This window comes from Buchnera aphidicola str. Sg (Schizaphis graminum) (assembly GCF_000007365.1).
Taxonomy (GTDB): Bacteria; Pseudomonadota; Gammaproteobacteria; order Enterobacterales; family Enterobacteriaceae; genus Buchnera; species Buchnera aphidicola.
In genome coordinates this window covers 502,034-514,970 of record NC_004061.1, presented here as the reverse complement: position 1 = coordinate 514,970, position 12,937 = coordinate 502,034, and the positions used below count along the sequence as shown (strand labels likewise).

At 24.9% G+C, this 12,937-nt stretch carries 11 protein-coding genes, 1 tRNA gene and 1 pseudogene; 6 read left to right on the top strand and 7 right to left on the bottom strand.

Annotated elements, in window-relative coordinates:
* The first annotated feature begins 5 nt into the window (after positions 1 to 5).
* Positions 6 to 860: a heme o synthase gene (cyoE, locus tag BUSG_RS02370; protein ID WP_011053962.1), complete on the top strand. Its 855-nt coding sequence runs from the start codon at positions 6 to 8 to the stop codon at positions 858 to 860.
* A gap of 3 nt (positions 861 to 863) precedes the next feature.
* Here cyoE and BUSG_RS02365 read toward each other — a convergent pair whose 3' ends face one another.
* Positions 864 to 1,208 (bottom strand): TusE/DsrC/DsvC family sulfur relay protein, encoded by a 345-nt coding sequence (locus BUSG_RS02365; protein ID WP_011053961.1) that lies wholly within the window; start codon positions 1,206 to 1,208, stop codon positions 864 to 866.
* 59 nt (positions 1,209 to 1,267) lie between these two features.
* Between BUSG_RS02365 and BUSG_RS02360 the strand changes: the two genes are divergently transcribed.
* The 3 genes from BUSG_RS02360 (at position 1,268) to dxs (ending at position 5,186) form a co-directional block, all read left to right on the top strand.
* On the top strand, positions 1,268 to 2,428 hold the full coding sequence (locus BUSG_RS02360; RefSeq protein WP_011053960.1) for an MFS transporter: 1,161 nt from the start codon (positions 1,268 to 1,270) through the stop codon (positions 2,426 to 2,428).
* Between the two features lie 96 nt (positions 2,429 to 2,524).
* A complete protein-coding gene (locus tag BUSG_RS02355) occupies positions 2,525 to 3,409 on the top strand; it encodes a polyprenyl synthetase family protein (protein ID WP_011053959.1) in 885 nt (294 codons plus the stop codon).
* Positions 3,410 to 3,428: 19 nt separating this feature from the next.
* Positions 3,429 to 5,186, top strand: coding sequence for a 1-deoxy-D-xylulose-5-phosphate synthase (gene dxs, locus BUSG_RS02350; protein ID WP_011053958.1), 1,758 nt, complete (start codon positions 3,429 to 3,431; stop codon positions 5,184 to 5,186).
* Positions 5,187 to 5,212: 26 nt separating this feature from the next.
* Here the strand turns inward: dxs and nusB are convergent, their stop codons facing one another.
* From nusB to mltA, 5 genes and pseudogenes are all read right to left on the bottom strand, one after another.
* The gene (gene nusB, locus BUSG_RS02345) at positions 5,213 to 5,623 is read right to left on the bottom strand and encodes a transcription antitermination factor NusB (protein ID WP_044006097.1); all 411 of its coding nucleotides are present in this window, start codon (positions 5,621 to 5,623) and stop codon (positions 5,213 to 5,215) included.
* Positions 5,624 to 5,653: 30 nt separating this feature from the next.
* Positions 5,654 to 6,769: pseudogene (gene ribD / locus BUSG_RS03310) on the bottom strand (bifunctional diaminohydroxyphosphoribosylaminopyrimidine deaminase/5-amino-6-(5-phosphoribosylamino)uracil reductase RibD).
* 23 nt (positions 6,770 to 6,792) lie between these two features.
* Positions 6,793 to 7,764 (bottom strand): thiamine-phosphate kinase, encoded by a 972-nt coding sequence (gene thiL / locus BUSG_RS02330; RefSeq protein ID WP_011053954.1) that lies wholly within the window; start codon positions 7,762 to 7,764, stop codon positions 6,793 to 6,795.
* A 3-nt stretch (positions 7,765 to 7,767) separates the two neighbouring features.
* The gene (ribE, locus tag BUSG_RS02325) at positions 7,768 to 8,247 is read right to left on the bottom strand and encodes a 6,7-dimethyl-8-ribityllumazine synthase (protein WP_011053953.1); all 480 of its coding nucleotides are present in this window, start codon (positions 8,245 to 8,247) and stop codon (positions 7,768 to 7,770) included.
* Between the two features lie 30 nt (positions 8,248 to 8,277).
* Positions 8,278 to 9,378: a murein transglycosylase A gene (gene mltA, locus BUSG_RS02320; RefSeq protein ID WP_011053952.1), complete on the bottom strand. Its 1,101-nt coding sequence runs from the start codon at positions 9,376 to 9,378 to the stop codon at positions 8,278 to 8,280.
* Positions 9,379 to 9,512: 134 nt separating this feature from the next.
* Between mltA and BUSG_RS02315 the strand changes: the two genes are divergently transcribed.
* Together BUSG_RS02315 and argA are read left to right on the top strand one after the other, a co-directional pair.
* Positions 9,513 to 9,589 (top strand) — tRNA-Met (locus tag BUSG_RS02315).
* 190 nt (positions 9,590 to 9,779) lie between these two features.
* Positions 9,780 to 11,108, top strand: a complete 1,329-nt coding sequence (gene argA, locus BUSG_RS02310) for an amino-acid N-acetyltransferase (RefSeq protein WP_011053951.1) — start codon at positions 9,780 to 9,782, stop codon at positions 11,106 to 11,108.
* Between the two features lie 20 nt (positions 11,109 to 11,128).
* Here argA and recD read toward each other — a convergent pair whose 3' ends face one another.
* Positions 11,129 to 12,937 carry an exodeoxyribonuclease V subunit alpha gene (gene recD, locus BUSG_RS02305; RefSeq protein WP_011053950.1) on the bottom strand — a complete coding sequence of 603 codons (1,809 nt, stop codon included), beginning with the start codon at positions 12,935 to 12,937 and terminating at the stop codon, positions 11,129 to 11,131.

Below are 12,937 nucleotides of genomic sequence, written 5' to 3'. Positions count from 1 at the left end.
TCTATATGTTAAAAGATTATTTAGAAATAACGAAACCTCGTATTATTATTGGAAATATTATTTTAATAATAGGTAGTTTTTTGTTTTCATCTTTTCCCTTTTTTAATGTTTTTTTATTTTTTTTTACTATTTTGGGAACGTCTCTAGTAATTGCTTCAAGCTGTATTTTTAATAATCTCATTGATATAGATATAGATACTAAGATGAATAGGACTAAGAATAGAGTTTTGGTAAAGAACCTAATAAGCCCCACATCAGCATCGATTTTTGCTTCTTTTATTGGAATTGTGGGGTTTTTTATATTAGGTTTGTTTGTGAATATTCTATCAATGTTTTTATCTTTTATAGGATTTGTTATCTATGTTTTTTTCTATACATTTTTTTTAAAAAGAAAATCAATGTATTCAACTTTTATTGGAAGTTTTTCCGGTTCTATTCCTTCTGTTATTGGACATACTGCTATTAGTAATAGTATTGATTTATTCTGTTTCTTATTATTTATTATTTTTATATTTTGGCAAATGTCTCATTTTTATGCTATTGCGATTCTTTATATTAATGATTATAGAAAAGCAAATTTGCCCTTTTTTCCTGTAGTAAAAGGTATTTTAAAAACTAAAAAACATATTTTTTATTATATAACGTGTTTTATAATCGCTAGTTCAATGTTAACTTTTTTAGGTTATTTGAGTTATATATTTCTTTTATTTTTTTCTTTTTTTAGTTTTTATTGGTTATACATATCTTATTTAAGTATTCGAGAAAAAGATGATAGAAAATTTTCCAGTAAATTATTTTATTATTCTATTGCAGTAGTTATATTATTTAATTTTTTAATATCTATAGATTTTATATTTTAAATTTTATAAACATCGTGAAGGTTTTGGTATACCAGCTATTTTACTTGCTTGTTTAGCTGGTCCTTCAGGAAAAAGTCTAAATAAATAAATACTATTGCTTTTTTTTAGACCTATTTTTTTTTCTATGCTTTTAATTAACATTCTCATAGATGGTGTTATATTAAATTTAAAATAGAATTTTCTTATAAAATTTATGACTGTCCAATGATCATTGGTCAAAACTATTTTTTCTTTTTTTGCAATTTCTTTTGCTAATTCTATACTCCAATCTGCAGCTTTTTTCAAATATCCTTCTGTGTCTTTTTCAATTTTTTCATATAATTTTTTTGTATGATTATTTTTTAACATGATATATATAAGATATAAAATTATTAATAATAATTGAGTTGAATATGAAAAATTATAAAATGAATTTTATAGAATTACAAGTTACATTAAGTTTTTGTGTTGTTTTTTTATTACGGATGTTAGGCATATTTTCAGTTCTTCCCATTTTAAGCAAATATGGATTATATTTAAATGGTGGAAATAAATTTTTAATTGGATTAGCTGTTGGTATTTATGGAGCCACTCAAATCGTATTTCAGATTCCTTTTGGAATATTATCTGATAGGTTTGGCCGAAAGCAAATAATTATATTTGGTCTTTTTATTTTTTTCATTGGCAGTCTTATTGTTGTTAGTACTAATTCAATTTTTGGTTTAATAATTGGTAGAGCTATTCAAGGTTCTGGAGCTATTTCTGGGGTGTCCATGGCACTATTATCTGATTTGATTCGTAAAGAAAATCGTATAAAATCAATTTCTATTATAGGAGTAAGCTTTGCTGTTTCTTTTTTAATTTCTGTGGTTTCTGCTCCGATTATTGCTGAAAATTTTGGTTTTTTTTCTATTTTTTGGATTTCAGCTGTATTTTCTATTTTTTCTATTTTAATTGTTTTTTTTCTTATTCCTTCATCTCAAAATGAAATTTTGAAAAATTATAAAAAAAATATTTATCAGAAAAAAATAAAGTTTATTTTTAATAAAATATTTTTTAGATTTTATTTAGGTGTATTTTTGCTTCATTTTCTACTGACTATGAATTTTTTAATTATACCATATGAGTTTGAGCTTTCTGGTCTTGCATTGCATTATCATTGGATAGTATATTTTGCTACTATAGTTTTTTCTTTCTTTTTTTTATTTTTAATTGTTTTTTATTTTAAATTTCATTTTTTTTTAAAAAATATTATTGAAATATGTATTTTTTTTATTTTTTTATCACTTCTGCTTTTTTTATTGTCACAACATAATCTGATATGTTTAACATTTGCTTTGCAAATTTTTTTTATTGCTTTTAATATATTAGAAATTTTTTTTCCTTCACATTTAAGTCAAGAAATATCTATAAATTATTATAAAGGTAGTATTATGAGTATTTATTCTACTAGTCAATTCTTAGGAATAGCATGTGGAGGTGTTTTAAATGGATTGTTATGTACCTTTTTCAATACTAATCATATTTTTTTATTTGAGATTTTTATTACCCTTATATGGTTTATATTTAGTTTTTTTTGTAAGAAATAATTTTTTTATAGTATAATTTATATGAATATCTTAAATGTTTATATATTTTAATTTAATTTTTTATTAATTTTATAATTAATCTTTTAGGTGTTAAATATGAATTTTTCTCATTTATATGACATCTACTATAATCGTATAAATAAAAAGTTGTTCGAAATAATACAAGAATTGCCCTTTCAGGATTCTGTTCTTTTTAGAGCAATGAAATACAGTACCTTATCAGGAGGAAAAAGATTACGTGCATGTTTAATATATGCTACTGGAGAAACATTTCAAGTCAATATTGCTGCACTTGATGTTATATCTGCTGCTGTTGAATTAGTTCATTCGTATTCTTTAATTCATGATGATTTGCCATGTATTGATAACGATTATTTTAGAAGAGGGAAAATTTCTTGTCATATAAAGTATGGTGAAAATTTTGCTTTATTGGCAGGTGATGCATTACAAGGATTGGCATTTAATATTTTATCAAATAGTAATATGCCAGGAGTACACGATTCTATTCGTTTAAAAATGATTGCTGAGTTTTCTAATGCAATTGGTTATTCTGGGATGTGTATTGGTCAAATGCTAGATTTAGAAAAAGAAAGAAAAAAAATAAATATATCTGAATTAGAAAAGATTAATTTATATAAAACTGCATTTTTAATTCGGTGCTCTATACGTTTAGCTTATTTTGCTTCTAACAATTTTTCTAAAGAAGTTTTATTTATTTTAGATAAATTTTCAGTTTCTATTGGTTTGGCTTTTCAAATTCAAGATGATATCTTGGATTTAAAAAATGATATCAAAAAGTTAGAGAGTAAAAGAAATAAAACAAAAAATACATATCCATTATTAATAGGATTAAAAAAATCTAAAATTAAAATAAAAGAATTATATAAAGAAGCTTTTTTTACATTAGAAATTTTAAAAAAAAATTTTAATGTTAATATATTAAAATTACTGACACAGTTTATAATGAAACGTTTTAAATAAGTTTAAAAATGAGTTTCCAATGAATTTTGACATTACAAGATATCCAATTTTATCTTTTGCTCATTCAGTAAGACGTTTACGACTTTTATCGATTGAACAACTACCACAATTATGCACAGAATTACGAAAATATTTATTGGATGTAGTTTCTATTACTCAAGGACATTTTGCTTCTGGATTAGGTGTCATCGAAATTACCGTTGCCTTGCATTATGTTTATGATACTCCTTTTGACAATTTATTGTGGGATGTAGGACATCAATCTTATCCGCATAAAATATTGACAGGAAGAGCTGAAAAAATAGGCAGTATCAGAAAGAAAAATGGATTGCATCCCTTCCCCTTTAGAGAAGAAAGTAAATATGATATTTTAAGTGTTGGACATTCTTCTACTTCAATTAGTGCAGGATTGGGATTGTCAATTGCAGCTGGAAAAGAGGGAAAAAATAGAAAAACCATTTGTGTTGTTGGTGATGGTTCTATGACTGCAGGTATGGCTTTTGAAGCTATGAATCATGCTGGTATAATACAATCTGACCTTCTAGTAGTTCTAAATGATAATCAAATGTCTATTTCAAAAAATATAGGTGCCTTAAATAAACATTTAAAATTTTTAAGAGATATAAAAAAAAGCAGCAAAATTTTTAATTTTTCAATATTTGAAAGTTTAAATTTTAAATATTTAGGACCATTTGATGGACACAATATTTTTAAATTGATTGAAATTTTTAAAAAAACAAAAGATTATAGAAAAACCTGTTTATTGCATTTAATTACTAAAAAAGGAAAAGGTTATCTTCCTGCAGAATTAGATCCAATTAAATGGCATACAATATCTCAATCTTTTTCTTCATCTTCTAAAATTCTTACTTATTCAGATGTTTTTGGTTCTTGGTTATGCGAAATAGCTGAATTTGATAAAAAAATAATGGCTATCACACCTGCTATGTGTGAAGGTTCGGGAATGCTAAAATTTTCTCGTCTTTTTCCTAATCAATATTTTGATGTTGCTATTGCTGAGCAACATGCAGTTACTTTTGCAGCTGGTCTAGCTATTGCAGGATATAAACCTGTTGTATCAATTTATTCTACTTTTCTACAACGTGCTTATGATCAAATTATACATGATGTAGCGTTACAAAAATTACCAGTCTTATTTGCTATTGATAGAGGAGGGATAGTAGGACATGACGGTCCAACACATCAAGGAATTTTTGATTTGTCTTATTTAAGATGCATTCCTGGCATTGTTATTATGACTCCAAGTAATGAGAATGAATGCAGACAAATGTTGTATACAGGATATATGTACAAAGAAGGTCCTAGTGTAGTTAGATATCCTAAAGGCAAAGGTATTGGAATGTCATTATCCCCGATGAAGCTAATTCCGTTAGGTAAATCTCTTATTAAACGAGTTGGAGAAAAAATAGCTATTTTAAATTTTGGAGCTTTATTGCAAAATGCTTATTTAGCAGCAGAAAAATTAAATGCTACATTGATTGATATGAGATTTGTTAAACCATTAGATACAAATATGATTTTAAAGTTATCATTAAAATATAACTTTTTAGTTACAATTGAAGAGGGTGTTATTGCTGGTGGAGCAGGAAGTGCAGTAAATGAGTTTATTATGATGAGGAAAATTTTACTTCCAGTTTTAAATATTGGATTACCTGATATGTTTATTGCTCACGGTAGTCAGGAAGAGATTAAACATGATTATCAATTAGATCCGGAAGGCATTCAAAACAAAATACTTGCTTGGTTGTCATATTAGAATAATAAAAATTTTTTAATTATTATTTATCTTTTAATTTTTAATGCTGCTTTATCTAAAACACCATTAATAAACTTATGACTATCTTCAGATCCAAATAATTTTGCTAATTCAATACCTTCGTTGATAGATACCTTATAAGGTATATCCTTTCTTTTATAAAGCTCATAAAACGAAATTCTGAGAATTGCTTTTTCAATTTGTCCTAGTTCTTTTAGTGAACGAGATAAATATGGTTTCATCAAATCATCTATACTTCTACAATTATAGGTTATACCTATAATTAATTCATAGAAATATATAATATCAATGTTTTTTTTATTTTTTTCTTTTAGAAATTCTATTGCACTATCTTTTATATTATTTTGAGAAATTTCCCAAGAATATAACATTTGTAAAGCACAGGCGCGAGCTTTTCTTCGAAAATTTGGTTTTATTATCATTTGTTTTCTCAATTATACTTTATTTTAAAATTTTTTATTTTTAGGCTCTAATTTTATTCGTATATCAGGTCCTATTTGACGAATGTCTTTAAAATCAAATTTAAGACAATCAAACAATTTTAATTGATTATTAAATATAAATAATGGTTTCGCCTCATGTCCTAATATTTTTGGTGCTATATATATAATAATTTCATCAATTAATTCTAGTTTTAAAAAACAACCAGATAAAGTACTTCCTGCTTCTATCCATAAATTGTTAATTTCTAAATTTCCTAAAAATTTTAAAACACATAATAAATCAATATTTTCTTTATACGGTTTTATTATAATTTGTTTTGTATTTTCTGGCCATATTTCTTTATCTAATTTTAATCTCATTAATAAAATTTTTTCTTTTGTTTGTATTATTTTATGTGATTTTTTAACACGATTTTTACTGTCTATAATGATCCTTATAGGCTGTTGAAATATTTTTTTAGGAAAAGTAGATAATGTATTTTTATCAAATTTTTTATAACGTACATTCAGTAAAGGATCATCATTTAATATAGTAGCACTACTAGTAAGAATAGCTGAACTTTTTGCACGGAATTTTTGCACATCTTCACGTGATTCTTTTGAAGTAATCCATCGACTTTCTCCATTTTTCATAGCTATTCTTCCATCTATCGACATTGCTAATTTTAGTCGTATTCATGGTAATCCTGTTCTCATTCTCTTAAAAAATCCTTTGTTATATTTTTGAGATTCTTTTGACATGAGACCTATTTTTACGCTGATACCTTTTTTTCTAAGATATAACACCCCTTTTCCAGAAACTTTGGGATTAGGATCTAAACTAGATATTATTACATTTTTTATCCCGGATTGTATGATTGCATCACAACATGGAGGAGTTTTTCCAAAATGGTTACATGGTTCAAGTGTTATATAAGCAGTGGATCCTTTTGCTTTTTCTCCTGCCATGTTTAAAGCATTAATTTCAGCATGATTTTCTCCATATTTTTTATGCCAACCTTCTCCTACAATTTTTTTATTTTGTACTATTACACATCCTACATTAGGATTTGGAGAAGTTGTAAATTCTCCTAATTTACTAAGTTTTATTGCTCTTGTCATATAAAATCTATCTTTCATATTTCACCAATTTTTCATATTTATTAAATAAAATGATTAAAACCTGATTTTTTAAAAATTATTTTTTTTTGATTTTGTATCAAATTCAATCCCTTTTCTGCAGATGTAATATAACCTATACATGTGCATTTAATTATTTTTTTTTTAATAGCTACATTTAATTTTTTAATATTTTTTTTTGAGATGGTAAAACACAATTCATAATCTTCTCCAGAATTTAAAGCCCAGTTTAAATATTCATCAATCTTAAAATTATCAGTTAATATTTTAGAAATAGGTATTGTATTTAAATTAATATCAGCTCCACATTTACTATTTTTTAATATATGACCTAAATCAGAAATTAAACCGTCTGATATATCGATAGCTGCATTAGCAATGTTTCTTAATGCTATGCCTTCAGAAATTCTAGGAATAGGTTTCAGATGTTTTTTAATTAAATAATTGCATATTTTCACGTTTTTTAAAAAAGTTTTTTTTTGAAGTAAGGATAAACCTGCAGCGCTTTCTCCAAGATTTCCAGTGATATATATTAAATCTCCATTTTTAGCATTTCCTCGTAGTAGTGCATTTTTTCCTTCTATTAATCCGTAAATGCTTAATGTGATACTTAAGGGACCCGAATTCGTATCTCCTCCAATTAAATTTAATTTATATTTATTTAAAATTTTAAAAAAACTTTTACTAAATGATTTTAGCCATACACTATCAGATTTTGGCATTGTGATAGATAATGTGATCCATGTTGGTTTTGCTCCCATAGCAGCTAAATCACTAAGATTAACTGCAACAGATTTATATGCTAAATCTTTAGGAGTTATATTTTTTAAAAAGTGCTTTCCCTCAACCAAGGTATCAGTGCTAATTGCAAGAAGATTGTTTTTTGGTATTTTTATTAAGGCACTATCGTCTCCAATTCCCTTAATTTGATTTTTATCTTTTTTTTGATGATTTTTAAAAAATTTAGATATAATTTCAAATTCGTTATATTCCATAATTTAATTATTTATTTTTTTTAATTTTTTCATAATATTAATCATTTCTAATGCAGCTAATGCAGCTTCAGATCCCTTATTACCCATTTTTGTACCAGACCTTTCAATAGATTGTTGAATGTTTTCTGTAGTTAATATTCCCATTGTAATAGGTATAAAATATTTTGTGCTAATTCTCGAAAGATTACTATAAGCATCATTCGCAATATGTTTAAAATGATCAGTACTACCTTTAATAATTGTACCAATTGCAATTATAGCGTCATATTTATTAGTATTTGCAATATAACTTGCTACTATAGGTATTTCATAAGTTCCAGGAACATATATTGTTAAAATTTTCTCTTTGTCTATTTGACCTATTCTTGTTAGTGTGTCTATTGCTCCAGATAATAAATTTTTATTAATAAATTCATTAAATCTTGCTATTATTATAGTAATAGAAGCATTTTTAACGTTGATTCCTGATTGAATTATATTCATTTTTTTTCCTTTTTGTTTATGTTTTTTGAGTTAAATTTTCAGTACCCAAGCGTATCCATAATGGTTATAAAAACCTGCCAATTTACCAGCTTTTTCTCCGATTCCTTGATATACATCAAAATGTTGTCCTTTAATGACACCTCCTACATCTAATGCAATTAGTAAATGCATTTCATATTTATGAATAAAAATGCCGTTTTTATCAAGAACAGGTATTTTTACTAATACGACACTTCCAATTTTTATTACTGATTTATCTACAGCTATAGCTGCTTTTTCAACTAATGGCACTGCGCTAGAACCGTATACCTCTTTTCTTTTGGTTTCTTGAAAGAAAACAAAGGATTTATTTTTTTCAAGTAAATTTTGTATTTCCTTTTGAGTATGGTGTGTACACCAGTTTTTAATAGTGTTCATTGAAATATTTTTTTTTTGTATATCGCCATTTTTGATTAAAATTTGACCAATACTTGTATAAGGCCAATTATTTTTTTTTGCATAACCAAAAAAAATTAATGGTTTGTTATCACCATAATCTATAAAACCACTACCTTGAATTTCCATAATAAAATTATTTATTAAAGAATCGCTATAAGCTAAAATATATTCTTTTTTTAAAAAACCATTGTATATATCTTTTCTTTGTGGTAATTTTTCATTTTTTTTAAAATTAGAAGGTGTTCTGTATATCGGATATATAAAGTTATTTTTTTTGATCTTACTGGCTTTTACTATTGGTGTATAGTATCCGGTTATCTTAACATTTCCATATTGATCTACGCCTTTCATTTGAAATAACTTTATTCTAAATTTATTTAGTTCATTTATTTCTGCTCTTTTTTTTAACCATTTTAATATAGCGTTATAAATAGATATATTTTTCGAATATAGATTTGGAGAGAAAATTTTAATTTTTTCAAGTTGTAGAAGAAATTCTTTTTGATTAACTAATTTGTTTTTTATATTTATTTTTTTTATATTCGTAAAATCTTTGTTTAATTTATCTTCATATTGTTTACCTTGATTTGTATTTTTAGTGAAAAAATTGACTGAAAAGATAAAAATCAACATTAAAATTATTTTTTTTATATTTTTTTTCTTTTTAATTTTATTAATGCAAGAATTAAGCATAGCAGTTTTATTAAATATTTTTAAGTTTTTTTAATAAGCATAATATAAGCATAATATTTAAAAATTTTTTTAAAAAATTTTTTTAAAAAGGTTGCTTTTTTTTTATTAAAGATGTATTCTTTAATACTAAAAGGCGCGGGGTGGAGCAGTCTGGTAGCTCGTCGGGCTCATAACCCGAAGGTCGTTGGTTCAAATCCAGCCCCCGCAACCAATTTTTTCAGATTCTAAAAAATACTCCCATCTTAAAAAATACTCCAAATTCTACCCTTTTTTTACAAGGTCATATCATTATCATAATAATAATTTTTTTGTTTTTTTTAAGATAAATTGTGTATTTTTAAAAAAAGTAAATTATATAAAAAATAATATATATATTTGAATAAAAATGCAAGAGGATTGTCATGAGAGAGCGTACTACTGAATTAGTTCAGGGTTTTCGCCACAGTGTACCCTATATTAATGCTCATCGAGGTAAAAAATTTGTAATAATGCTAAGTGGTGAAGCCATTAAATATGGAAATTTTTCTGGTATTATTAATGATATAGGATTACTGCATAGTTTAGGTATTCGTTTAATTGTAGTGTATGGATCTTGTCCTCAAATTAATGCTAATTTAAAGGAAAAAAATATTAAAATAACTTATCATAAGTATATACGCGTCACTGACTTATTATCTTTAGAACAAGTAAAACAAGCAGCAGGAAGATTACAGCTTGACATAACAGCACGTCTTTCTATGAGTTTAAGTAACACCCCCTTACAAGGAGCTAATATTAATGTTGTTAGCGGTAATTTTATTATTGCTCAGCCTTTAGGTGTAGACGATGGTATAGATTATTGTCACAGCGGTCGTATTAGAAGAATTGATAAAAAAGCTATTAATTGTCAATTAGAAAATGGAGCCATAGTTTTAATTGGACCTGTAGCTGTTTCTGTTACAGGAGAAAGTTTTAATTTAACTTCTGAAGAAATTGCAACTCAAGTTAGTATTAAGTTAAAAGCAGAAAAAATGATAGGTTTTTGCAGTAAACAAGGTGTAATTGATAGTCAAGGAAAAACTATTTCTGAATTACTTCCTAATAATATACAAAATGAAATTAAAAAATTAGAAGGGAAAGGTGATTATATTTCTTCAACAATACGATTTTTAAGAGGATCAATTAAAGCTTGTAAAAGCGGAGTCAATCGTAGTCATTTAATTAGCTATCATAAAAATGGAGCATTACTACAAGAATTATTTTCGCGTGATGGAATTGGAACGCAGATGGTTATGGAATCTGCAGAAAAAATCAGACAAGCAAATATTAATGATATTGGAGGTATTTTAGAATTAATTCGTCCTTTAGAAAAAAAAGGTATTTTAGTACGCAGATCTAGAGAACAATTAGAGATGGAAGTAGATAAATTCACTATTATTGAACGTGATAATTTAACTATTGCTTGTGCTGCATTATACCCTTTTTTTAAGGAAAAAATAGGTGAAATGGCATGTGTAGCTGTTCATCCTGATTACCGAAATTCTTCAAGGGGAGATTTATTATTGCAAACAATGAAGTTAAATGCTAAAAAGCTAAATTTAAAAAAAATTTTTGTCCTTACTACTCAAAGTATTCATTGGTTTCAAGAAAGAGGCTTCATTTTAGTAGATGTTGAAATATTGCCTGAAAGTAAAAAGAAAATGTATAATTATCAACGTTGTTCGAAAATTTTAATGATTGATTTATTTTAGATGATTACTTTTAAAGTATCTTAATTTTTTAAGACTGTTTTAATAAATATTTCTTTTGTTGAAAAAATATTTAATTGTTTCCGAGTTCTTGTAATTCCAGTATACAAAATATCTTTTTTCAAAATTTTTAAATTTTTATTTGGCAGTATTAGACTTATATTATTAAATTCAGAACCTTGTGCTTTATGTACAGTAATTGACCAAGAAGTTTTATAATTTTTTAATATTTCTATGGGAATATTTTCAATAAAATTATCTTTCTTTAAAAAAGATACCTGTAAGGTATTTTTTTGACTAAGATTAGTTATACCTATTTCACCATTAAATATTCCTAGACATTGATTATTTTCTGTAATTATAATAGGTTTTCCTATATACCATAACTTATTATTTATATAAAAGCGTTTATTGAAAATATTTCTTTTATACATTTCTTCTTCTAAAATCTTATTTATAAAATTTACACCAAAAAAACCGTTTTTTACAATACATAATATTTGATGGTTTTTAAAGGTTTTTATTATTTCTTTTATATTTTTTTTTTCGTATATCTTTCTCCAAAATATTTTATTATTATTAATAATAATATTAATCATTTTTTTATATTCTATTTCAGAATTGATTTCATAGAAAAAAACGTTTTCTATCGAGTTTTTGAATAATTTTTCAAAAATTTTTGTTTCTTTATTATAAACTGCATTTGATAATATATATATTCCAGTTTTTTTTTCAAATCGATAGCTCTTTTTCAGAACACATATTTTATCACTTATATAAGAAGTATTTTTTTTATTTATTTTATAATTTATTATTGAATTTTGTGTAATTTCTTGTAAAATAGATTGAGTTTTTAAACTGTACCCATCTTCAGCATAACTACAAATATATTTCAAAATAGAACTTGATTTTACTGGTTTTAATTGATTGTGGTCTCCAATAAAAATTATTTTAGTTTTTTTCGAAAGTGCTGACAATATATTACTCATCATTAAAATATCTATCATAGATGCTTCATCAATAATTAAAATATCTATCATTAGCAGGTTGTTTTTGTTAAAAAAAATTTTTTCAGATTTTTTTGAAATTCCTAATAACTGATGTATAGTCATTATAGGGTTGAAAGAAAATTGTTTTTTTTCTTCTTTAAGAAGATAACGATTCAACCATTTATCATTCAATATTTCTATTAAATTTTCTGTAGCTTTTCCTGTTGGCGCTGACAATTGAATTTTTATTTTTTTTTTTGCATTTTTTATTAAAGCAATAATAATTTTTAATATTATAGTAGTTTTACCAGTTCCAGGTCCTCCAGTTATAAAAATAATGTTATTTATTAAAGTTAATATTACAGCTATTTTTTGAAGATCATGTTTTTTTTTAGAAAATAAATTATTTAGTATATTTAAACATTGTTGTGTATCAATTGTATCAAATTGATTTTTTTCATATAAACGTTCTAATATTTTTTTTTCAGCTTTCCATATTTTATAAAGATATATTTTATCTTTATAAAATACTAAAGGAGTTATGATGGAACCATCTCCGCAAGATATATGTTCTGACAATTCTAATGACCAATTTATTTTCTTTTTATTTAAACATTTTAAAATTTTATTAATGAATTGTTTATTTGAGATAGAAAAAAAGCAGTTTTTTTCAAAATATTCAATTGGTAAAAAAATATGACCATTTTTACTTTCAAAACTTACACAAGCAGATATTAACATAATAATAGAATTTTTTTTTGAAATAAACTGCGAAAAATAAAAATCAACTAAAGTTATAATCTTTTTATTTGCGAAATTTTGTAATAAATGAGACATGTTCAT